19 protein-coding genes are annotated in these 20,774 nt (G+C 74.6%); 8 read left to right on the top strand and 11 right to left on the bottom strand.

Annotated features, from left to right (window positions below; genetic code table 11):
- Nucleotides 1-50: 50 nt before the first annotated feature.
- Both CO540_RS06125 and CO540_RS06130 read right to left on the bottom strand, forming a co-directional pair.
- Nucleotides 51-1,139: a zinc-binding dehydrogenase gene (locus CO540_RS06125; protein WP_099161275.1), complete on the bottom strand. Its 1,089-nt coding sequence runs from the start codon at nucleotides 1,137-1,139 to the stop codon at nucleotides 51-53.
- Complete coding sequence (locus CO540_RS06130) at nucleotides 1,132-2,145, bottom strand: Gfo/Idh/MocA family protein (RefSeq protein WP_091575354.1); 1,014 nt, start codon at nucleotides 2,143-2,145, stop codon at nucleotides 1,132-1,134. The genes CO540_RS06125 and CO540_RS06130 overlap by 8 nt, the downstream gene beginning before the upstream one ends.
- Nucleotides 2,146-2,348: 203 nt before the next feature.
- On the opposite strand from CO540_RS06130, the gene CO540_RS06135 reads away from it, so the two are divergent.
- The 5 genes from CO540_RS06135 (at nucleotide 2,349) to ctaD (ending at nucleotide 8,075) form a co-directional block, all read left to right on the top strand.
- A complete protein-coding gene (locus tag CO540_RS06135; RefSeq protein WP_172967991.1) occupies nucleotides 2,349-3,374 on the top strand; it encodes a glucosyl-3-phosphoglycerate synthase in 1,026 nt (341 codons plus the stop codon).
- Between the two features lie 85 nt (nucleotides 3,375-3,459).
- Nucleotides 3,460-4,614 carry a glycosyltransferase gene (locus tag CO540_RS06140; protein WP_099161276.1) on the top strand — a complete coding sequence of 385 codons (1,155 nt, stop codon included), beginning with the start codon at nucleotides 3,460-3,462 and terminating at the stop codon, nucleotides 4,612-4,614.
- Between the two features lie 95 nt (nucleotides 4,615-4,709).
- Entirely contained in the window at nucleotides 4,710-5,162 is a 453-nt protein-coding gene (locus CO540_RS06145) for a DUF4383 domain-containing protein (protein WP_091577706.1), read from the top strand.
- Between the two features lie 90 nt (nucleotides 5,163-5,252).
- Nucleotides 5,253-5,984 carry an ATP-binding protein gene (locus tag CO540_RS06150; RefSeq protein WP_099161278.1) on the top strand — a complete coding sequence of 244 codons (732 nt, stop codon included), beginning with the start codon at nucleotides 5,253-5,255 and terminating at the stop codon, nucleotides 5,982-5,984.
- An 87-nt stretch (nucleotides 5,985-6,071) separates the two neighbouring features.
- Nucleotides 6,072-8,075 carry a cytochrome c oxidase subunit I gene (ctaD, locus tag CO540_RS06155; RefSeq protein WP_099161279.1) on the top strand — a complete coding sequence of 668 codons (2,004 nt, stop codon included), beginning with the start codon at nucleotides 6,072-6,074 and terminating at the stop codon, nucleotides 8,073-8,075.
- Between the two features lie 94 nt (nucleotides 8,076-8,169).
- On the opposite strand, the gene CO540_RS06160 is transcribed toward ctaD, so the two are convergent.
- Together CO540_RS06160 and CO540_RS06165 are read right to left on the bottom strand one after the other, a co-directional pair.
- The gene (locus CO540_RS06160) at nucleotides 8,170-9,306 is read right to left on the bottom strand and encodes a SigB/SigF/SigG family RNA polymerase sigma factor (RefSeq protein ID WP_099161280.1); all 1,137 of its coding nucleotides are present in this window, start codon (nucleotides 9,304-9,306) and stop codon (nucleotides 8,170-8,172) included.
- 255 nt (nucleotides 9,307-9,561) lie between these two features.
- Entirely contained in the window at nucleotides 9,562-10,977 is a 1,416-nt protein-coding gene (locus tag CO540_RS06165) for a hypothetical protein (protein WP_099161281.1), read from the bottom strand.
- 188 nt (nucleotides 10,978-11,165) lie between these two features.
- On the opposite strand from CO540_RS06165, the gene CO540_RS06170 reads away from it, so the two are divergent.
- On the top strand, nucleotides 11,166-11,372 hold the full coding sequence (locus CO540_RS06170) for a CDGSH iron-sulfur domain-containing protein (protein ID WP_099161282.1): 207 nt from the start codon (nucleotides 11,166-11,168) through the stop codon (nucleotides 11,370-11,372).
- Nucleotides 11,373-11,428: 56 nt separating this feature from the next.
- Here CO540_RS06170 and CO540_RS06175 read toward each other — a convergent pair whose 3' ends face one another.
- From CO540_RS06175 to CO540_RS06185, 3 genes are read right to left on the bottom strand one after another with little or no spacing between them, the layout of a single operon-like run.
- Nucleotides 11,429-12,478, bottom strand: a complete 1,050-nt coding sequence (locus CO540_RS06175; RefSeq protein ID WP_099161283.1) for an iron-containing redox enzyme family protein — start codon at nucleotides 12,476-12,478, stop codon at nucleotides 11,429-11,431.
- A gap of 49 nt (nucleotides 12,479-12,527) precedes the next feature.
- Nucleotides 12,528-14,285, bottom strand: a complete 1,758-nt coding sequence (locus CO540_RS06180) for a thiamine pyrophosphate-binding protein (RefSeq protein ID WP_099161284.1) — start codon at nucleotides 14,283-14,285, stop codon at nucleotides 12,528-12,530.
- Nucleotides 14,278-15,402: a Vms1/Ankzf1 family peptidyl-tRNA hydrolase gene (locus CO540_RS06185; RefSeq protein WP_099161285.1), complete on the bottom strand. Its 1,125-nt coding sequence runs from the start codon at nucleotides 15,400-15,402 to the stop codon at nucleotides 14,278-14,280. Before CO540_RS06185 ends, CO540_RS06180 begins: the two co-directional genes overlap by 8 nt.
- 141 nt (nucleotides 15,403-15,543) lie before the next feature.
- On the opposite strand from CO540_RS06185, the gene CO540_RS06190 reads away from it, so the two are divergent.
- A complete protein-coding gene (locus CO540_RS06190; RefSeq protein ID WP_172967992.1) occupies nucleotides 15,544-16,092 on the top strand; it encodes a hypothetical protein in 549 nt (182 codons plus the stop codon).
- A 47-nt stretch (nucleotides 16,093-16,139) separates the two neighbouring features.
- On the opposite strand, the gene CO540_RS06195 is transcribed toward CO540_RS06190, so the two are convergent.
- Nucleotides 16,140-16,484, bottom strand: a complete 345-nt coding sequence (locus tag CO540_RS06195; protein WP_099161286.1) for a DUF3817 domain-containing protein — start codon at nucleotides 16,482-16,484, stop codon at nucleotides 16,140-16,142.
- A gap of 219 nt (nucleotides 16,485-16,703) precedes the next feature.
- Here CO540_RS06195 and CO540_RS06200 point away from each other — a divergent pair, with 219 nt between their 5' ends.
- Nucleotides 16,704-18,182, top strand: a complete 1,479-nt coding sequence (locus CO540_RS06200; RefSeq protein ID WP_099164613.1) for a glutamate--cysteine ligase — start codon at nucleotides 16,704-16,706, stop codon at nucleotides 18,180-18,182.
- A gap of 3 nt (nucleotides 18,183-18,185) precedes the next feature.
- Here the strand turns inward: CO540_RS06200 and CO540_RS06205 are convergent, their stop codons facing one another.
- The 3 genes from CO540_RS06205 to CO540_RS06215 all read right to left on the bottom strand — a co-directional run bounded on the left by CO540_RS06205 (nucleotide 18,186) and on the right by CO540_RS06215 (nucleotide 20,746).
- A complete protein-coding gene (locus tag CO540_RS06205; RefSeq protein ID WP_099161287.1) occupies nucleotides 18,186-19,298 on the bottom strand; it encodes an NAD(P)/FAD-dependent oxidoreductase in 1,113 nt (370 codons plus the stop codon).
- Between the two features lie 51 nt (nucleotides 19,299-19,349).
- Nucleotides 19,350-19,958: a DUF6518 family protein gene (locus tag CO540_RS06210; protein ID WP_253866494.1), complete on the bottom strand. Its 609-nt coding sequence runs from the start codon at nucleotides 19,956-19,958 to the stop codon at nucleotides 19,350-19,352.
- A 140-nt stretch (nucleotides 19,959-20,098) separates the two neighbouring features.
- A complete protein-coding gene (locus CO540_RS06215) occupies nucleotides 20,099-20,746 on the bottom strand; it encodes a maleylpyruvate isomerase family mycothiol-dependent enzyme (protein ID WP_099161289.1) in 648 nt (215 codons plus the stop codon).
- Nucleotides 20,747-20,774: the final 28 nt, after the last annotated feature.

A 20,774-nucleotide genomic window follows, 5' to 3' on the forward strand; every position in this document is an offset into this window, starting at 1 on the left:
CCGAACGGTAGCCGGACGCCGCACCGGGACGGCCGCGGGCGCACCCGGGGTCAGCCGGTCAGGACCACCTGCAGTTCCGAGCGGCGGCGCTCGGCCAGGTCGGTCAGCAGGGTCGGCGCCTCGTCCAGCGGCGCCACGGCGGAGACCACGTGCTTGCGGATCTCCTCGCCGTACTGGCGCAGCAGCTCCACCGTCTCGGCGGAGAGCCGTTCCCGGTCCCAGGTCGGGGCGAGGCCACGGGGCACCCGGCCGATCTGCGCGCAGCGCAGCGACAGCCCGTTGTGGTGGAACTCCTCGCCGAGCCGGACCGCGTTCGCGCCGCCCTGGTAGAAGGCCAGGTCGATCACGGTGCCCTGGGGCCGCAGCAGCCGCAGCGCCAGCTGCAACGCCCAGTCCTGGCCCCGGCACTGGAACACCACGTCCGCGCCCCGGTCGCCGGCGGCGTGGTTCCACCGGGTCTTGAGCACCACCGCCGGGTCGTCGGCCTCCGGGTCGAGCGTCTCCAGGCCGAGCGCCTCGGCCACCTGACGGCGGGCCGGCGTCGGATCCACCACGACCACCGAGGCGGCACCGTGGCGGCGGGCGAACAGCGCGGTGAGCAGGGCGACCACGCCGCTGCCGACCACCGCGACCCGGCGGCCGCGTACCCCGTCGCCGAGCGTGCGCACGTCGGTGCCGCACAGGTCGGCGGCGGCGTGCAGCAGCCCGTTGGCGCAGATCGGGCCCATGTGCGCGACGTAGACGCCGAGCAGCGGGTCGAGGTCGTCGGGCAGCGGCACGAACCGCTCGGCCACCGGGTCGGCGACCCAGCCGCTGCGGTGGCCGTACGTCATGGCGCCGACCGTGCCCACCGCGACCGCCGGGGTGCGGCTCTCCACCACCCGGCCGACCTGCATGTAGCCGAGCCGGGTCACCGGGTACGGGGTGCTCGCCCCGCCCGGCCGGAACAGCCCGAGCGCGGCGTCCCAGGTGACGTGCAGATAGGGGTTGGTGCCCTTGACGTAGCTCAGCTCGGTGCCGGCGGAGACGCCGCTGAAGAGCGTCTCCACCCGGAAGGCACCCGCGCGAAGCTCGGCCGCTTCCTGCTCGACCAGCTCGACCCGGCCCGGGCCGCTGACCACCACCACCCGGTCACGCATCGACGCCCACCCCCGCGTCCGCGACCGCGGCGGTGAGCCGGGCCGCCGGGCCGGTGGGCAGCGCCACCGGACGGCCGGTCCGCGCCGACTCGGCGACCGCCAGCGCGAGCCGCTGGGTGCGCAGGGCCTCGGCGTACGGGACCCGGACGTCGTCGCCGACGCCCCGGACGGCGTCGACGAAGGCCCGGTCGACGGCGACCCGGGCGCCGTCCGGGTCGGCGGGCAGGTGCCGCTCGCCGTCCGCGTCGCGGATCGTCAGGCCGTCCTCGGCCAGCGACAGGGCCAGGCCGTCGGCGAGGATCTCCAGCCCGGCCCGGTGCTTCCAGGTGAGCACGCAGGCCGCGGCGAGCGTGCCGACCGCCCCGGAGGCGAAGCGCAGCGTGGCCGCGGTGACCGAGTCGATGTCGGCGCCGTCGACCGGCGGCGGCGTCCCGTCGCCGTACGCGGTCACCTCGGTGGCCTCACCGACCAGCAGCCGGACCAGGTCCAGCACGTGGGCGGCCTGCTCGACCACCGGGCCGCCGGAGCGGTCCCGCCGGGCCCACCAGGCGACCGGCGGCACCTTGTCCAGCCAGGCGCCGTTGACCATGCGCACCGGACGGTCCGCGAGCAGCCGCCGCGCCTCCTCGACCACGTGCAGGTAGCGCCAGTGGTGCCCGACGCCGGTCAGCAGGCCGCGCCGCTGCACCAGGTCGGCGATCCGCTCGGCCGTCTCCAGGTCGACCGCGACCGGCTTCTCCACGAACATCGGTACGCCGGCGGCGACGACCGCCTCCTCCGCCGGGCCGTGGGCGAACGGCGGCACGCAGACGTACACCGCGTCCGGGCCGGCGGCGAGCAGCTCCTCCACGTCCCGGAAGGTCCGCCCGCCGTGCGCGTCGGCGAGCGCCCGCGCCGCGTCCGGCGCGACGTCGGTCACCCCGAGCAGTTCCACGTCCTCGAACCCCGTGAGCACGCGGGCGTGGCGTTGCGCCACCCCACCGGCTCCGACCAGTCCCACCCGCATCCGACCGCCCCTCCCACCACGACTGAACGAACCGTCGACAGCACTCCCCTGGCCGGCGTCCCGCCAAACGCGAGGGGGTACGCAACGCAACGTTCATCCGCCGGGAACCACCCGGTACGCACCTGGTGATCGAGTTGTTAGGCAAGATCCGGTTAGCGCGGATGCGGTACTGGGAAAAACAGGAGTTCGCGATTCCGCCACTGATGGGGGTGCCCGTGCGGGATTCAGATGTGACCGTCTCACCGGTGGTGGAGGCGTGGGCCACGTACCGGACCAGTACGGCCGGCGACTGGCCGGCCCGTCGGCTGGTCCGGGCCAAGGGGAACAGCCGGGTCAGTGTGGTGCTGCCGGCGCGCAACGAGGAGGCCACGGTCGGCGCGATCGTGTCGACCATCCGGGAACACCTGGTGGACCGGGTGCCGCTGGTCGACGAGCTGATCGTGGTGGACTCCCGGTCCACCGACCGCACCGCCCAGGTGGCCCGCGCGGCCGGCGCCGAGGTGGTGAGCCAGGACGCGATGACGCGCGGCCTGCCGCGCCTGACCGGCAAGGGCGACGCGCTCTGGGCCGGGCTGGCGGCGGCCGAGGGGGACATCGTCGCGTTCGTCGACGCCGACCTGCGCGAGTTCCGGCCGCACTTCGTCACCGGCCTGCTCGGTCCGCTGCTCACCGATCCGAGCGTGGACTTCGTGAAGGGCTTCTACCACCGGCCCCTGGTCGGTGCGACGAGCGTCGAGCCCGACGGCGGCGGCCGGGTGACGGAGCTGATGGCCCGACCGCTGCTCAACCTGTTCTGGCCGGAGCTGGCCGGCTTCGTGCAGCCCCTCGCCGGTGAGTACGCCGGCCGCCGTGACGTCCTGGAGCGGGTGCCGTTCGTCACCGGGTACGGCGTCGAGACGGCCATGCTGATCGACCTGCTGGAGCTGGTCGGGTTGGACGCGCTGGCCCAGGTCGACCTGGGTGAGCGCAAGCACCGGCACCAGGACACCGCCGCGCTGGGCCGGATGTCGGCGCAGATCATGCTGACCGCCTGGTCGCGGCTGCAACGGCGCGGCTGGGCGGCGCCCGGGGTGGCACCGACCGCGCTGCTGACCCAGTTCCGCCGGGGCGGCTCGGAGGCCCTGCCCAACCTCGACCGGGAGATCGTGGTCAACGACGTCTCGGTCGAGGAACGGCCGCCGCTGGCGCAGCTGCGGCACCGCATCCCGCACCGCCGGGTCGCCGCGTGAGTGCGAGGAGTGAGCTGGCGAGCCCCGCGGTCACGAACAACAGCGAGTGCCGCATGACGTCGAGAACACCGAGAGAGGACAGCGCATGACGCTCACCGTGCTGATGAACGCCGGTCCGTGGCTGTCCGTGCCGCCGCCCGGCTACGGCGGGATCGAGAACGTCGTCGCCACGCTGGTGCCGGAGCTGCGCCGGCTCGGCGTACGGGTGGTGCTGGCGTCGGTGGAGAGCAGCACGTTGCCGGTGGACGAGAAGATCGCGGTCTTCCCGGACGGGCAGTTCTCCGCGTTGCAGCGGCCGTACAACCAGGTCTGCGGCGTGTCGCAGGCGCACCTGGCCGGCGTGGTGCGGGCGTTGCACCGCCGCGACGACATCGACCTGGTGCACGACCACGTGGAGGCGGTCGGGCTGGCCACGATGGCCGCGATGGGCCCGGACGCCCCGCCCGCGCTGCACACGCTGCACTGGGACCTGGCCAAGCACCCGGAGCTGTACGGCACCCTCGACGGCGGCGACCGGGTCCGGGTGAACGGGGTGTCCGCGTCGCAGCTGGCCCGGGCGCCGCGGGCGTTGCGGGAGCACTCGGTCGGCCACGTGCACCTGTCCACGCCGCTCGCGGTGGACGCGGACCGCCGGCCGAGCACGCCGAAGGGCGACCACCTGGTGATCCTCGGCCGGATCAATCCGGGCAAGGGCCAGGACCTGGGCGCCCGGCTGGCCCACGAGGTGGGTTTCCCGCTGGTGCTGGCCGGCCCGGTCGGCCCGTACCACCGGCCGGAGGACCTGGCCGCGGCCGGGGACGAGGCCCGGCAGAACCCGGACGTGCGGTTCTTCCACGAGCACGTCGCCCCCTACGTCGACGGTGACCGGGTGCGCTGGGTGGGCACGGTGGCCGGGCAGGAGCGCGACGACCTGGTCGCCTCGGCGCGGGCGTCGTTGTTCCCGCTGCGGTGGGAGGAGCCGGGCGGGACGGCCGTGGTCGAGTCGCTGTCGCTGGGCACGCCGGTGGTGGCCACCGCCCGGGGCTGCCTGCCGGAGTTGATCGAGCACGGCCGCACCGGTCTGCTCACCGCGGACGAGCAGGAGCTGGGCGACCTGGTGCTGGCCGCCGGGCTGTTGGAGCCGGACGAGTGTCGGCGGGAGGCCGCGACCCGGTTCACCCCGGCCCGGATGGCCGAGCGGTACGTGGAGCTGTACGACCGGGTCCGCCACGGCGCCACGGTGCCGTTGCAGCCCGTCTGAGCGGGACCCCGGCCCACCCGTGCGGCGTTTGCCACCGGTGGGCCGGGGAAACCGTCGGTCCCGCGGTGGCGAGGAGGGCCGGCGTGACGAACTCGATGGCGCACTCCCGGGCCCGGCGCAACCCGGCCGACGGGCGGGCGCCGGTGCGCCGGGTCGCCTCGGCGTTCGCCGTGTTCCTGCTGCTGCTCGGCGCGTTGGGTTTCGTGCCGGGGGTGACCAGCGCCTACGCCGACCTACGGTTCGCCGGGCCGGGATCGGGCGCGCGGCTGCTCGGGCTGCTTCAGGTCTCGGCGCTGCACAACCTCGTCAACCTGGTCCTCGGGGTGGCCGGTCTGGCGTTGGCCCGCACGGTCGCCGGCGCGCGGGCGTTCCTGCTCGGCGGCGGCGCGATCTTCCTGGTGCTCTGGCTCTACGACCTGGCGGTCGACCGGCGCAGCGCGGCGAACCTCCTGGCGGTCGACCGGGCCGGCACCTGGTTGCACCTGCTGCTGGGGGTGGCCATGCCGGCCCTGGGCCTGCTGGCCGGCCGGCGCGCGCACCGTCGCTGACCTGCCCCTCCCGGTCCCGATGCCCGGTTTCACCGGCCCATGCCCCGGGTACGTCCGTAGTTCTCCCCGACGGACAGAAGCGAGGGCCCGATGTCGACCCGGATCAGGTGCGAGGTCCGCGACGAGTCCCCGGTCACCGTGGTGCGGCTGGCCGGGGCGCTCGACCTGGGCACGATGCGCGCGGTGCACGAGGTGCTGGACCGGTGCCTCGCCGAGCAGCCGGACGCGCTCGTGGTCGACCTGGAGGAGATCGACGTCACCGAGCCGCTGGCGCTGTCCGTGTTCGCCGCGGCGGCCCGGCGGGCCGCCGACTGGCCGGCGGTGCCGATGGTCCTCTCCGCTCCCCCGCCGACGACGGCGGCGTGGCTGGCCGAGACGACCGCCTGCCGGGTGGTGCCGGTGCGCCGCGACTGCGCCGAGGCCACGGCGCTGGCCGGCACGGCGGCGTCGCCCCGGCTGCGGGCCCGGCTGGAGCCGGTCGCCGGGGCCTGCCGGCGGGCCCGGGAGCTGGTGACCGAGGCGTGCGGCCGGTGGGACGTGCCGGAGCTGGCCGGCCCGGCGTCGCTGGTGCTCAGCGAGCTGGTCGGCAACGTGGTCCGGCACGCCGGCACCCCGATGCAGGTCACGTTGACCCTGCGGCGGCCGTACCTGCGGGTGGCGGTGCTCGACGGCAGCCCGGCCGACGCGCGGGCGGCGACCGGCCGTGACCCGCGGGCGGAGGGGGGCCGAGGGCTGATGCTGGTCCGCGAGTTGGCCCAGCGCTGGGGCAGCACGCCGGTCGGCGCCGGCAAGGTCGTCTGGGCCATGCTCCCGGCGAACTGACCGAATTCTCCGCTCTCGCCTGGTTACATGGGCAGAGGGCCGGGTACGCGCGCCCGTCCTGTCTGTCGTCACACGGGGTGAGATGCCATGCCCAAGCGGGTAGTCACGGATCCGGCACGAGACCGGGGGCCCGCGATTCTCGCGCCGGCCCGGTTCGGGGGATATCCCGGCCCCGTCCGGGAGGCGGTGAAGGGCAACGCGCTGTGGCGGTTGCTGCGGACCACCGACGCGAAGGTGATCGGGCTGCTCTACCTGAGCACGTCGTTCGTCTTCTTCCTGATCGGGGGCGTGCTGGCCCTGGTGATCCGGGCCGAGCTGGCCCGGCCGGGGATGCAGTTCCTCTCTCCCGAGCAGTACAACCAGATGTTCACCATGCACGGCACGATCATGCTGCTGCTGTTCGCCACCCCGCTGGTCTTCGCGTTCGGCAACTACATCGTGCCGCTGCAGATCGGCGCACCCGACGTGGCGTTTCCACGCCTGAACGCGTTCGCGTACTGGCTGTACCTGTTCGGCGGCACGATGGTCATGGCGGGGTTCGTCACCCCCCAGGGTGCGGCGGACTTCGGTTGGACCGCGTACACGCCGCTGAGCACCGCGCAGCACAGCCCGGGCGTCGGGGCGAACATGTGGGTGGTCGGCCTGGCCATCTCCGGTCTCGGCACGATCCTCGGCGCGGTCAACCTGATCACCACGATCCTGACCCTGCGCGCGCCCGGCATGACCATGTTCCGGATGCCGATCTTCACCTGGAACATGCTGCTCACCAGCGTCCTGGTGATCTTCGTGTTCCCCCTGCTGGCGGCCGCGCTGTTCGCGCTCGCCTCGGACCGGATCCTGCACTCGCACGTCTACGACCCGACCACCGGCGGCCCGATGCTGTGGCAGCACCTGTTCTGGTTCTTCGGGCATCCCGAGGTCTACATCGTGGCGCTGCCGTTCTTCGGCATCATCACCGAGATCATCCCGGTCTTCTCCCGTAAGCCGATCTTCGGCTACACCGGCCTGGTCCTGGCCACCGTCGCCATCACGGTGCTGTCGATGAGCGTGTGGGCGCACCACATGTTCGCCACCGGCCAGGTGCTGCTGCCGTTCTTCAGCATCCTCAGCTACCTGATCGCGGTGCCCACCGGCGTGAAGTTCTTCAACTGGATCGGCACCATGTGGAAGGGGCAGATCACGTTCGAGACGCCGATGCTGTTCGCGGTCGGCTTCCTCGTCACGTTCCTGCTCGGCGGCCTCACCGGCGTGCTGTTGGCCAGCCCGCCGGTGGACTTCCACGTCACCGACTCGTACTTCGTGGTGGCGCACTTCCACTACGTGCTCTTCGGCACCATCGTGTTCGCCGCGTTCGGCGGGGTCTACTTCTGGTTCCCGAAGATGACCGGCCGACTGCTCGACGAACGACTCGGCAAGATCCACTTCTGGACGATGTTCGTCGGCTTCCACGCCACCTTCCTGGTGCAGCACTGGCTGGGCAACGAGGGCATGCCGCGCCGCTACGCCGACTACCTGCCCGGCGACGGCTTCACCGTGCTGAACGAGATCTCCACCGTGGGCTCGTTCGTCCTCGGCGCGTCGACGCTGTTCTTCATCTACAACGTGTGGAAGTCGTGGCGCTACGGCGCCATGGTCACGGTGGACGACCCGTGGGGCTTCGGCAACTCGCTGGAGTGGGCCACCACCTGCCCGCCGCCGCTGCGCAACTTCGACCGGATGCCCCGGATCCGCTCCGAGCGGCCGGCCTTCGACGCCAAGTACGGGCCGCTCGTCTCCGACCTCGGCCGGGACCTGCCCCAGCGCAGCACCAAGCCGCCGCAGCACTTCGCGGAGGAGATACACCACGAGCGGCGGGTGCCGGAGTCGCCGGCCGCGGAAGGCGCGCACGGCGCCCGCGAGGCCGTGGAGTACCAGCCCGCGCCACAGTCCGGCGCGCGGCCGGTCGACGTGCCGGAGCCGGAGGGGGTGATCCGACCCAGCTTCGACCAGACCGACGAGCCGGAGGACACCATCCTCGGCGCGGAGCGAGGGGATACGCCGAACGACCGGTGGCGACACCCGCGCGGGCACGGCGACACCCGGGAGAACTGAGCGGGACGGGGGCCGGCCGCGTCGGGCGCCGGCCCCCGTCCCGGGTACGCCGAACGCCGGCTCCCCGTTCGGGAGCCGGCGTCGCGTATGCGCGTCAGTCGGCGGCGGGCAGGCCGGCGGCGGCCAGCGAACGGCGTACCGCGGGCTGCACCCGGGTCAGCCGCAGCGGCACCCCGGTCCGCACGGCGGCGTCCCGGCCGGCCATCAGGGCGGCGATCCCGCCGGCGTCGAAGCCGCCCGCGCCGACCAGGTCGACGATGACCTCGCGGGGCTGCCCGGTGACCGCCTCCAGCATCGCCCGGCGCAACTGGTCCGCGCCGGCCCGGTCCACCTCACCGCCGACCTCGACGACCACCCGGTCGCCGTTCTGCCGCACCGAGATCCGGGCCTTCGCCGGTTCGGTCTCGGCCGTGCCGTTCTGCCACGGCGGCGGGGCGTCGGCGAGCATCGCCTGGCGCAGCCAGGTCAGCGCCCGGGACAGCAGGCGGGAGACGTGCATCTGCGAGATGCCGAAGCGGGCGGCGATCTCCGCCTGGGTCTGGTTGCCGTAGAAGCGCATGGCCAGGATCCGCCGCTCCCGCCAGGGCAACCGGTGCAGCAGGCCGCTGACCGTCACCCGGTCGTCGACCGACTCCAGCGCGTTGTCGGACTCGCCGACCAGGTCGCCGAACTCGGCCGAGCTCTCCCCACCGACCGGCGCGTTGAGCGAGGCCGGGCTGTAGCCGGCGGCCGACTCCAGCGCGGCGAGGATCTCCTCCTCCGGCGTCTCCAGCCGTTCCGCCAGCTCGGCCACGGACGGGGCCCGGGACAGCTCGCTGGTCAACGTCGCCGTCGCCTGCCCCACCTCCAGGATCAGGTCGCGCAGCCGGCGTGGCACGTGCACGCCCCAGGTGCGGTCCCGGAAGTGGCGTTTGATCTCGCCGACGATGGTGATGGCCGCGTACGCGGTGAACGAACCCCGCTCCGGGTCGTACCGGTCGACGGCGTTGACCAGACCGAGCCGGGCCACCTGCTCCAGATCCTCCAGCGGTTCCCCGCGTCCCCGGTAGCGGCGGGCCAGCCGGCCGGCGAACGGCAACGCGAAGCGGACCAGGTCGTCCCGCGCCTCCTGCCGCCGCTCGGGTGGCAGCCCCTCGATCCGGGCCGCGTACGCGAGCGCCGCCGCGTCGAGGTCCTCCAGACCCCGCTCGTTGGTCGGTGGGGTGGGTGTCGTGGTGGTCTGACCGAACATCCGCGCCTCCCTCGCCGAAGATCCCCCCGCCCGGTCGGAACCGGTCGTGCGCGTGGTCGGACCACGCACCGGGTGAGGAAGTTGGTTACGTGACGGACACGTCGAAAGCGGTGGCTGCCCGCCGCACGGCGTCGTGGGCCGTTCCGCGGCGAGCGGTCTTCCCGCTCCGTAGGTACTCAATCACGGACCGCAGGATCGCGAGGATGTTTCGCCAGGTTGGCCGGCCGGCCGGGGCCGCCGGCGCGGGCGCCGCGCTCAGCAGACCAGCAGACCCTGGTGCGCGCCGGAGTCCCGGAGCGCGGCGAGGGCCTCGGCCATCCGCAGCGGCGGCGGCGCGGGCAGGTCGCAGGGCTGGTTGCGCAACACCTCCGTGGCACGTCGGGTGGGAACCGAGGTGACCGGGTAGCCGCGGGCCGCGCCCCGGTCGAGGGCCCGCCGGCGCCGCCCGAAGCCCGCCACCGCGAGCCACTGGGGCAGCCCGGCGAGCGCGGGCGAGCGGAGCCCGGGCGGTTCCGGCAGCACGTCCACCGACGTGAACGGCTCGCTGCCGGCCAGCCACCACTCCGCGCCCTCGACCCGGCGGCGGGTGGCGTTCTCGCACCAGTAGGGCACCAGGCCGGCCCGCAGCACCTGCCCCGGGTCGAGCAGCCGGCCGCACTCCACGACCAGCCGGTCGCCGGTCTTGCCGGCCCGGCGCAGCCACCGGCGGTACAGGTCGGCGGTCGCCGCGCTGAGCGCGTCCGGCTGCGGCACCACCACCCGGTGCAGCGGGTGCCCGTGCCGGTCGCCCCACTCCCGGGCGGCGTGCTCGAAACCGGACTCCACGCCGTGTGCGGCGAACGCGGCCGGCAGCGTGACCTCCGGCGCGGCCCAGCGCGTCTCCTCGCCGCCGGCCGCGCGCAGCACCTGGCGCAGCCCGTGCGCGTCCGGGTGGAAGTCGAACGGGTCCAGCCCACTGGTCGGGCAGCCGGCCTGGAAGCTGTGCCCGTCGCCGGTGTCCCGCACCGGCCACGTGCGCGCGTCGTGCAGCAGCAGCACCGGCGCCGCCGGTTCCAGCCGGTCGGCCAGGAACCCCGCGTACGCCGTGGGCAGCGTGCGCCAGCGGGCGGTGAGGGTCACGGTGGCGCCGGCCGCCACGCCCCGGCTGGCCGGGCAGTGCACCTGCCGCACGTGCAGCCGGGGGTTGCCGGCGAGCAGTCGCCCGGCCAGCGCGGCGCCGTGGTCGTACGCCCGGTCCGGGCGGTCCACCGCGCCCCGGCTCCAGGTCGCCGCGAGTTCGAACCCCGCCGGCAGCCAGGGCACGCCGAGCGCCACCGCGAGGTGGGCCGCCGCGCCGTGCGGTGAACCGAGCACCGCTCCGGGCCAGCGCCGGTCCGGGTACTGCTCGACGAACCAGCCGGCCACCCGTTCGGCGTCGACCCGGGCCACCTGGGCGGCGCTCAACGCGGCCCGACCGGCCGCGCGGCCGGCGGCGGCGCGGCGCACCGGCTCGGGCGTGCCGGGGAGCCGGGACAGCGCCGCGGGGTGGCCGAGGTCGCCGCAGTCGTCGCCGCGCAGCGCCCGGGCGGTGGCGGCCACCAGGAGCCGGGCGGCGCTGCCCGCCGCCACCACCCGGTCACCGGGCAGCCCGGCGCCGGTCGCCGGTCCCGACTGTGCTCGTTCGCTCACCACGCGGGCCGGCTTCCCGTCCCTCTGTGGTCTAAACGGGGCATCTCCCCACGGCGCGGACCAACGCCCGCTCGGGCGACCGCACCGCCCGGGACACCCAGGTACGCCGTCGCGCCGCTCCCCCGCCGCCGTGGACGCAACGGCACGTGGGAGCGGGTTTGGGCCGGACCGGGACGGGCACTGCACCGCGCATGCCCGACGACGAGAGCACCCCGGCCGCGACCATCACCCCGTACCGGGACGGACCGCTGCTGGTGCGCGGCGACTTCGCGCTGGTGACCCCGGACGGGGAACCGATCGAGACGCGCCGGGGCACGATCGCGCTCTGCCGGTGCGGCAAGAGCGCGATCAAACCGTTCTGCGACGGCACGCACAAGGTCGCCGGCTTCCGCGGTTAAGGAAGGGCCCCTTCTTAACGCCTCCGGTAGAGGAAGGGGCCCCTCTTAACACTTGGTCACGCGGCGGCGAGAGCCCGGTCCGGCGAGCGCAGCGACGAACCGCCGGCGGACCAGGCGGAGAGCACGTGGTCGGCGAAGAGACGGTCCACCGCCAGCGCCGCGGCCGCCCCGAACAGCACGTCGGCGGCGAGGGCCGGCTCCGCGCGGACCAGCCCGCCGCACAGGTCGTACGCGGCGATCTGCTCGTGCACCGCGTCGGCCTCGACGTGCTCGTCGTAGAAGCGGGTGGCCACCGCGTCGACACCGAGCCGCCGCAGCCCGTTGCCGTAGCGACGGTTCGGCAGCGACGAGGTCATCTCGTACGCGGCCAGGTGTCCGAGCAGCGCCCCACGCAGCCGCCGGTGCAGGCCGAACAGCGACATCAGGTTGTTGGTCGCCAACGTGACCGCCGGGACCCGGTCCAGGTGGACGCCGTAGCCGGTGTCCAGGTCGAGCCGCTCCATGGTGGCGCGGAACAACTCGGCGTGCATCCGGTCCAGCCGGCCGTTGCCGTACTCGTCCATCTGGATCTCCACGAGCGCGGCCTTGGCCGCGCCGCCGAGCCGGGGCAGGGCCCAGCTGTGCGGGTCGGCCTCCCGCAGGTGGTAGATCGAGCGGTGGGTGACGAACTCGCGGAACTGGTCGAGGTCGGCCCGGCGTTGCAGCGTGGCGGCGAGCGGCGGACCGTCGTCGGCCGCCACCAGGTCGGTCAGCGCGCCCGGCAGCGCCGCCGGCAGCACCGCCGGCAGCGGCCCGGCCAGCCGGCGCAGCGCCGCCTCGAACGGCCGCTCGGCCCGCGCCCGCAGGGCCAGCAGCGAGGGTTCCCACTCCCAGTCGTCGGCGACCCCCCGCCAGCCCCGGTAGTGCAACTCGTAGCAGAGAAAGAGGGTGAGCTGGAGGTCCTCGTCGACCAGCGGCTCGGCCACCGCCCCGAACTCGACGCCCAGCCCGGCCGGCAGGTCGCCGGGCGCCGCGCGCAGCGCGTCGAGCAGGGCGGCGGAGACCGGCCCGCGTGGCCCGGGCAGCGGGGCGGGGCCGTAGCGACGGTCGGTGGGGGCGGCGGGCATCTGACCTCCTGAGGTGACTGCCTCGAGGCAGTGCCCTGACGTGAGCTGGCTAAACGAGGTCCTCCGCCGCGATGGCCTCGGTCTGGTTCACCCGCTCCCGCACCCGGCGCGCGGCGTCCCCGTCGGCCACCAGGCCGCGCAGGTCCGCCAACGCCGGCTCCGGCACGTCCAGCGCCACGGCCGGGTCGACCACCGCCTCCAGCACGCTCGGCCGGTCCGCCGCCAACACCTCGTCCCAGGCCGCGCCGACCAGTTCCGGCCGGTCCACCCGGACGCCGTGCAGCCCGAGCAGTCGGGCCCACCCGGCGTACGGCACGGCGGCACGCCGGTCGGCGAGAACGCCCGGCGGCCGTCCCCCGCCCACGCCGGACTGGTCCCGGTTGTTCAGCACCAGCACCACCAGCCGCGGGTCCCGCCACTCGGTCCAGTGGTGCGCCACCGTGATCAGCTCGGCCAGGCCGTTGAGCTGCATCGCACCGTCGCCGAGCAGCGCGATCACCGGCTCGTCCGGTCGGGCCAGCTTGGCGGCCACCGCGTAGGGCAGGGCGCAGCCCATCGAGCCGAGCGTGCCGCAGAGCCGGGCCTGCACGCCCGGGGGCAGTTCCAGGTGCCGGGCGTACCAGTAGACGACCGAGCCGACGTCGACGGCGACCGAGGCCCGCTGGGGCAGCCGGGCCGACAGCTCGCGGAGCACGAGCTGCGGGTTGACCGGCTCGGCCGGGGCGGCGGCGCGCTCCGCGGCGGCCTCCCGCCACCGGTCCACCGACCTCTCCACCACGCCCCGCCACTGCCCGTTGCGCCGCTCCGGCACCCGGGTCAGCAACGCGCGCAGCGTCTCGGCGGCGTCGCCGACCAGCGGCACGTCGACCGGGTAGCGGGTGCCGATCCGCCGGCCGTCGATGTCGATCTGGATGGTGCGGACCTGACCGACCAGCGGGAACCAGTCGGTCCACGGGTCGTTGGTGCCGACCATCAGCAGCGTGTCGCAGCCGCCCATCAGCTGCGCGGCGGCCGTGGTGCCGACCTCACCGAGCACCCCGGTGTGGAAGGGCAGCCGCTCGTCCAGCACCGGCTTGCCGAGCAACGACGTGGCCACGCCGGCGCCGAGCCGGTCGGCGAGCGCGACGATCTCCTCCTCCGCGCCGTGCGCGCCCTGACCGACCAGGAGGGCCACCCGCGCCCCGGTGCCCAGCAGCGCGGCGGCGGCGTCCAGGTCGGCCTCGTGGGGCAGCACCCGGGCCAGCGGTTCGCCGGGCGTCGCGGTGACCACACCGGCGGTCTGCGGCAGCAGGTCCGGCACGACCGTCACCTGCAGGGCCCGCGGCAGCACCACGCAGGTCGGGCTGCGGGTGGCCGCCGCGGTGCGGAACGCCTGGTCCAGCAGCGCCGGCACCTGCTCCGGGCTGCGGCCGTAGCGGACGAACTGGTTGCACACGTCGCCGAAGAGCCGGCCCAGGCCGATCTCCTCGTGCGCGCCGCCGAGCGGGCCGCTGACGTCCTCGCCGATGATCGCCACCACCGGCTTGCTGTCCAGCTTGGCGTCGTAGAGGCCGTTGAGCAGGTGCACCGCGCTGGGGCCCTGGGTGGCCAGGCACACCCCGATGCCGCCGGTGAACTTGGCGTGCCCGGTGGCCATGAACGCGGCGGTCTCCTCGTGCCGGGCGGGGACGAACTCCGGGTCCCCGCCCGCCTCGTCCAGCGCGGCCAGCATCGGCGCGATCGCCGCGCCGGGATAGCCGAAGGCCCGCGGCACCCGCCAGGCCCGCAGGCGTTCGACCACCAGATCGGCGACGGTACGCTCAGCCATCGCCCCGCCCCGGGGTGCCGGCGTCGACGTAGCGCAGCACCGCGCCGACCCCGTCGGTCAGCTCCGGCGCCTCCTCCGGCGCGAGCACCGTCACGTCGGCGTCGGTGCCGATCAGCGCGCGCAGCAGCGCGGCGTCGGCGCGTACCCTCTGCGGGTCGGCCACCGACATGCCGGCCAGCTGCGCCGGGTCGGTGGCGATCTCGGTCGGCTCGGGCCCGACCCACAGCTCGCCGTCGGCGGAGGCGTCGTCGACGATCAGCATGGTGTCGACCTGGTTGCGTTGCAGCGCGGCGACGACCGCGTCGAGGCCGGCGCCGACGTCCTCCTGCACGCCGAACCGGTCGAGCGCGGCGGCGATCCGACGGTCGGCGACCTCGGCGACCGTCTGCACCGTGATGTCGTCCATCAGCGTGTCGTCCGCGCCCGGGTCGCGGGATCCGGCGTCGGTGCGGACCAGCACGTCCTGCCACCGCTCGGGCAGCTGGGCGGCGATCATCCCGGTGGCCCGGACGTCCCCGGCGACGACGACCACGTCGGCGCCCACCCGCTCGGCCAGGTCGGCCGTGGCCGCCGCGGCGTCGCCGGCGTTCTGGTGCCAGGCCTCCATGGCGGCCCGCTGGTAGCGGGACTGCGACCAACCGCCGGGCTGCACGCGCCGCAGCTGCCGGCTCTGCCCACCGGCCACCTGGGCCCGTCGGGGCACCCCACCGGCGCTGACCGCCATCGCGTCCGCGCCGGTGCGGTCGGCCAGCACCCGCACCCAGGCCACCTGTTCGCCCCGTTGGGCGACGAGCGGCATGGTGTGCGGCAGGGCGGACCAGGTGGCCAGGTCCCGCAGCGGCGGCGCGGAGAGGTACTCGGTGAGCACCACCCGACCCCGGGTGGCGAAGACCGCGATGCCGTAGTCGCCCGGCATCGGGTCGTGCCGGCGGACCACCTCCTCCACCGCCTCGACGGTGACCGGATCGGCGCCCTGGGCCAACAGGTTCCCCTTGAGGGCGCGCCATCGCAGGTCGACCTGCGGACGGGCGTCGTGGGTGTCCCGGGAGGCGTCCAGATACACCGAGCACCAGGGCCCGGGACGGTCGTAGAGCGGGCGCAGGAAGGACAGCTGCATGCTCGACCCCTTTCCAGCTCGGCCGCACGCATACCCGCGCCCCGGCCGATGTCACCTTCCACCGGTGGGGCGTGACCGCCGTTCATTCACGTCGTTCAACCCGAAGGACCGATACCATCTGTGCACGGAACGGAACTCTCGGTGGTGAACATGGACACGGAGCTGCACACCCGACGCGTCGTCCGGCCGACGGAACGCATCGTCACCGGGCGCCTGGTGCGGCTGATGGAGGGTTACGCCCGGGAGGTCCGGGTGGGACAGCCGGCGCTGGTGGCGGTGCTGACCGCGGCCGGGGTGGTGGGGCTGCTGCTGCGGGTGGTGCGCGCGTTGCTCAGCAACGGTGGCGGAGGCGCCCGGCGCAGCTTCAAGGAGCTCAAGAAGGGGCCGGAGTTCCTGGTCACCCCGGTCCGGGTGCGCGACGCCGCCGACCGGCTGGTCGAGGTCGAGCTGCACGGCCACCTGCCGCAGAGCGCGCTGCACCCGGGCGACCACGTCCAGCTCACGCTGCGCCCGCAGCGCGACGGCGACCTGCCGCCCCGGATCGAGCGGATCGTCAACCTCACCACCGGGCAGCTGCTCACCCCGCGTACCGCGACGCTCTGGTCGCACCTCGGGCCGGCGCTGCTGCTGCAGGCGGCGCTCGGCGCGGTGCTGGTGCTCGGCGTCGCCGCCTGCTCCGCCCTGACCTGAAAGGAAGGGCCCCCTTTTAACGCCTGCGGTAGAGGCGGGGCCCCTTGTTAACCACCGACGCGGGTGAGCGGGGGCTCGGCGGGCACGGCGGGAGCGGCGAGGAGGCCACGGCGACGGGCCCAGCGCTCGAACAGCACGGTGGCGAACGGGGGCACGGCGCTGGCCAGCGCCAGCCCGGTCTGCACCAGCGACCAGCGGCGGCGCCGGGCCACCACGAGCGCCAGCAGCCCGTACGCCACGAAGAGCCCGCCGTGGATCGGGCCGAAGATCTGCACGCCGATCTCGTCGCGCGGCGGCCCGTACTTGACCGCCATGCCGGCCAGCAGCGCCGCCCACGAGCACGCCTCGGCGATCGCCGCCCACACGAACGCCCGGATCCACCCGTCGCGCATCAACACTCCCCCTTCGGCCGGCGGCCCATGGTAGCCGGCCGCCCGGTGACCAGGTGTTAAAAGGGGGCCCCGCCTATGCACGAGGCGTTAAGAGGGGGCCCTTCCTTACCACCGGGGATCAGCGGGGGCGGCACGGGGTACAGAAAAGGTCCTTCAGGCCTTTCCTGACCCGCCGCTCCGTGCGAGGTTGGGAGGACCAACGGTGACAGGGTGGTGACCATGGGCGAGGACGTCGGCGTGCGCACCTTCAGCCGGGAGGACCGGGCCCGCTACCGCGACAAGGTACGGCGGTGCCTCGACGTCTTCGCCGAAATGCTGCGCGAGTCCCGGTTCGACGTGGAACGGCCGATGACCGGGCTGGAGATCGAGCTGAACCTGGTCGACGACGGGTTCGACCCGGCGATGCGCAACGCCGACGCGCTGGAGGCGATCGCCGACCCGGCGTTCCAGACCGAGCTGGGCCAGTTCAACGTGGAGATCAACGTTGCGCCGCGCCGGCTCGCCGGCACCGGCACCGCCCAGTTCGAGGAGCACGTGCGGGCCAGCCTCAACGCCGCCGAGGAGAAGGCCCGCACCGTCGGCGCGCACATGGTCATGATCGGCATCCTGCCGACGCTGCGCCCGGAGCACCTGACCGCGTCCTCGCTGTCGGCCAACCCGCGCTACGCGCTGCTCAACGAGCAGATCTTCGCCGCCCGGGGCGAGGACCTGCCGATCGCGATCAGCGGGGTGGAGCGGCTGGCCACCACCGCCGACACCATCACGCCCGAGGCCGCCTGCACCAGCACCCAGTTCCATCTTCAGGTCAGCCCGGCGCAGTTCGCCGACTACTGGAACGCCGCCCAGGCGGTCGCCGGCATCCAGGTGGCCCTCGGCGCGAACTCCCCGCTGTTCTTCGGCCGGGAGCTGTGGCGGGAGACCCGGGTCCCGCTGTTCCAGCAGGCCACCGACACCCGGGCGGAGGAGATCAAGGCCCAGGGGGTACGCCCGCGGGTGTGGTTCGGGGAACGCTGGATCACGTCGGTGTTCGACCTGTTCGAGGAGAACGTGCGCTACTTCCCGGCGTTGCTGCCGGTCTGCGACCCGGAGGACCCGGCGACCACGCTGCACAGCGGCGGGGTGCCGAAGCTCGCCGAGCTGCGCCTGCACAACGGCACCATCTACCGCTGGAACCGGCCGGTCTACGACGTGCTGCGGGGCCGCCCGCACCTGCGGGTGGAGAACCGGGTGCTGCCGGCCGGGCCGACCGTGCTGGACACGGTCGCCAACGGCGCGTTCTACTTCGGCGTGGTCCGGGCGCTGGCCGAGTCGGACCGCCCGCTCTGGTCCCAGATGTCGTTCAGCGCCGCCGAGGAGAACTTCAACGCCTGCGCCCGGCACGGCATCGACGCCCAGGTGTTCTGGCCCGGCCTGGGCTACCTGCCGGTGACCGAGCTGGTGCTGCGCCGGTTGCTGCCGCTGGCCCACCACGGGCTCGACCGCTGGGGCCTGGACCCGGTGGAGCGGGACCGACTGCTCGGCATCGTCGAGCAGCGCTGCCTGACCGGCCGCAACGGCGCGACCTGGCAGGTGGAGACGTTGCACCGGTTGGAGTCCGCCGACCACCTGGACCGGCCGGCCGCGTTGCGGGAGGTGGTCCGCCACTACGTGGACCTGATGCACAGCAACCGTCCGGTGCACGAGTGGCCGATCCCCTGACCGTCACGGGGTGGGGAACGACCGGTCCCCGAACAGCACACCCCGGGCCGCGGCGCGCCCGATCGGCGTCCGCAGGAGGGTGAACGCCGCCGTCGCGACGGCCGGCGTGCGCACCTGGGCCAGTCCCCGGCGCAGCGTCAGCCGGCCCCGGAAGCGGGCCCGCAGGGCCGCGCCGTCGTAGCGGCGCACGGCTTCGGGGCGGCCCGTGCGCAACGCCTCGTCGAGGACGTCCGCGGCGTGCGCGGACAGCCGCAGGCACGGGTCGAGGCCGCCGGCGGTGAGCGGGCTGACCGCGCCCGCCGCGTCGCCCACCAGCAGTCCGTCCGGGCAGCCGATGCGGCGCAGCAGCCCGCCGACCGGGATCGGCCCGCCGCGCCGCTCGACCCGCTCGGGTCGGCCCGCGCCGGGCAGTCCCGGGGCCGTCGCGGCGAACCGCCGCAGCGCGTGCCGGAGCCCGCCGGGGAAGCGGTCGGGGTAGCCGGCGACGCCGACGTGGGCGTGCCGCCCGTCGTTGACGACCCAGGCCAGGTAGCCGGGTGCGAGCGTGGGGTCGAGCACGCAGTGGAACGTGGGTGGACCCTCGCCGGCGGGAACCCCGAAGACCTCCTCGGCGCCGACCAGCAGGTGGCGGTTGCGGTCCAGGCGCAGGTCGCGGGCCACCCGGGAACGGGCGCCGTCGGCGCCGACGACGAACCGGGCGCGGACCTCGACCGGCCCGTCGGGCCCGTGCAGCGCGAGGGCGTCGGCCCGCCGGCCGGTGTAGCGGGTGCCGAGCGCGATCCGCACGCCGGCGTCGGCGGCGGCGTGCGCGGCTGCCGTGTAGAGCCCCGCCATGTCGCCGACGCGGTACTCGTCGCGCCCGCTGTCCAGCGTCACCGGGCGGCGCAGCCCGGGCGGGTAGAGCACGACGCGCCGGATGGGCGGGCCGAGGCAGTCCTCGGGCAGCGGGAAGTCGTCGAGCGTGCGGCGGACGAAGATCCCGGTGGTGCGGATCGCGCCGGCCAGGGTGGGTCGCCGGTCGACCAGCAGCACGTCGTGGCCGTGCCGGGCGAGCAGCGTGGCGGTGTGCAGCCCGGCCAGTCCGGCGCCGACAACCAGCACGTCGAGATCGTTCATATATCGAGTTTCGGCGTCTAGCTATCGAAAGTCAATCGGTGCGCGGCGGCGTCACCCGAAAACGACGGCGAACACCAACGCGCCGACGGCGGCCAGTGGCAGCGCCACGGCCGCCGCGAGCAGCCGCGTCCGGGCGGTACGCCCGACGAGCACGACCAGCAGCGCGGCGAGCGCCAGGTCGATCGGGACGTTCCACCATCCGCCCGGGTAGCCGGACCGCGCCCGACCGACGAAGCGCAGCGCCTCCTCGACGAACACGGCCGCCGGCAGCGCGACGCCGAGCACGCCCCGCCACCCGTCGGCGCGGGCCCAGGTGCCGGCCGGGCCGAACACCACGCCGGCGAGCACCCCGAGCACCATCCAGAGCAGCGAGCTGGGTGCCGCGACCACGGCGAGGTCGTCGCCCTGGAGCAGCGTGGCCGCCAGGTAGTAGCTCGGCACCGCGACCACCAGCAACACGGCGGCGGCCACGGCGGCCCGCACCGCGCCGCACCGGACCCACCAGCCGAGCGCGAACGCGGCGACCGCCCAGACGGCGGTGGAGTTGCCGAGTTCGGCGAGCGGGTACGGCACCCACCTGATCCAGACGAAGTCGAGGAAGCCGAGCAGGAAGCCGGCGAGGGGGGCGACCAGGGTCAGGCGGCGACGCGAGGGAGGCATGCGCGGGAGCATACTGAGTATGCTCCCCGGCTCGTCCGTCGGCTCAGCGCAGGGCGTCGAGCGTCACCACGATCGCCGCCCGGCTGACCTCGACCATCCGGCTTGCTCTCCTGCGCCGGCATCCACCGGCTCGCGTGCCGTCAGGCCGTGGCGCAGCGCTCCCGCAGGGTGGGCAGGCCGGGCCCGGTGAGGTCGTCACAGTAGGCGACCCGGCCCGCCATCGCCATGGTCAGCGCCAGCGTGGTGCCGCTGACCAACGGGCCGGCTCCGGCGGCGAAGGGACCGTCGGTCGCCTCGATCCGCAGGCCGTCGACGGCGCTGCGCCCGGCCACGGTGAAGTCCCGCCTCGCGTAGAAGGCGGCGACCGGCGTGACCGCCTCGACCGGCGGCGTCCGGTCCAGGCCGAGCGGACGCCGGATGTCCTGGGCGTGCACGATCACCTCACCGAGCCAGGCCTCGGTCGGCCCGAACGTCGACGTGGTGCTGCCGAGAACCCGGCGGAACCGGTCGAGCGTCTCCCCCGGATCGGCGCCCCGGTGCTCCGCCAGCCGGCGGTCGTTGTGCCGGTCGAAGTCGAACCGGGCGCCGAGCACGCTGGCCACCCAGCGGGCCCGGCCGACGCTCGCCGCGGCGGTGAGGTGCGCGACCACCTCCTCGACCGTCCAGCGGCCGCACAGCGAAGGCTGCGCCCACCGCGCCGGGTCGAGCGCGGCCAGGTCGTCGGCGAGGGCGGCACGCTCGGCGTGGGTGAGCGCCCACATCTCGTCGCGGGTCGGGGTGTCGGACATGGAACCTCCACGGTCGGGTCGTCGGAGG

The sequence above is a fragment of the Micromonospora sp. WMMA2032 genome, from assembly GCF_002688545.1.
GTDB classification, from domain to species: domain Bacteria; phylum Actinomycetota; class Actinomycetes; order Mycobacteriales; family Micromonosporaceae; genus Micromonospora; species Micromonospora sediminicola.

Excerpts from the sequence above, each read along its gene's own strand:
- CO540_RS06140 (WP_099161276.1), top strand. The coding sequence starts at position 3,460 with ATGACGCTCACCGTGCTGATGAACGCCGGTCCGTGGCTGTCCGTGCCG.
- CO540_RS06145 (WP_091577706.1), top strand. The coding sequence starts at position 4,710 with ATGGCGCACTCCCGGGCCCGGCGCAACCCGGCCGACGGGCGGGCGCCG.
- CO540_RS06170 (WP_099161282.1), top strand. The coding sequence starts at position 11,166 with ATGCCCGACGACGAGAGCACCCCGGCCGCGACCATCACCCCGTACCGG.
- CO540_RS06180 (WP_099161284.1), bottom strand. The coding sequence starts at position 14,285 with ATGGCTGAGCGTACCGTCGCCGATCTGGTGGTCGAACGCCTGCGGGCC.
- CO540_RS06150 (WP_099161278.1), top strand. The coding sequence starts at position 5,253 with ATGTCGACCCGGATCAGGTGCGAGGTCCGCGACGAGTCCCCGGTCACC.
- CO540_RS06210 (WP_253866494.1), bottom strand. The coding sequence starts at position 19,958 with ATGCCTCCCTCGCGTCGCCGCCTGACCCTGGTCGCCCCCCTCGCCGGC.
- CO540_RS06215 (WP_099161289.1), bottom strand. The coding sequence starts at position 20,746 with ATGTCCGACACCCCGACCCGCGACGAGATGTGGGCGCTCACCCACGCC.
- CO540_RS06195 (WP_099161286.1), bottom strand. The coding sequence starts at position 16,484 with ATGCGCGACGGGTGGATCCGGGCGTTCGTGTGGGCGGCGATCGCCGAG.
- CO540_RS06175 (WP_099161283.1), bottom strand. The coding sequence starts at position 12,478 with ATGCCCGCCGCCCCCACCGACCGTCGCTACGGCCCCGCCCCGCTGCCC.
- CO540_RS06160 (WP_099161280.1), bottom strand. The coding sequence starts at position 9,306 with ATGTTCGGTCAGACCACCACGACACCCACCCCACCGACCAACGAGCGG.
- ctaD (WP_099161279.1), top strand. The coding sequence starts at position 6,072 with ATGCCCAAGCGGGTAGTCACGGATCCGGCACGAGACCGGGGGCCCGCG.
- CO540_RS06205 (WP_099161287.1), bottom strand. The coding sequence starts at position 19,298 with ATGAACGATCTCGACGTGCTGGTTGTCGGCGCCGGACTGGCCGGGCTG.
- CO540_RS06125 (WP_099161275.1), bottom strand. The coding sequence starts at position 1,139 with ATGCGTGACCGGGTGGTGGTGGTCAGCGGCCCGGGCCGGGTCGAGCTG.
- CO540_RS06130 (WP_091575354.1), bottom strand. The coding sequence starts at position 2,145 with ATGCGGGTGGGACTGGTCGGAGCCGGTGGGGTGGCGCAACGCCACGCC.
- CO540_RS06185 (WP_099161285.1), bottom strand. The coding sequence starts at position 15,402 with ATGCAGCTGTCCTTCCTGCGCCCGCTCTACGACCGTCCCGGGCCCTGG.
- CO540_RS06135 (WP_172967991.1), top strand. The coding sequence starts at position 2,349 with ATGGGGGTGCCCGTGCGGGATTCAGATGTGACCGTCTCACCGGTGGTG.
- CO540_RS06200 (WP_099164613.1), top strand. The coding sequence starts at position 16,704 with ATGGGCGAGGACGTCGGCGTGCGCACCTTCAGCCGGGAGGACCGGGCC.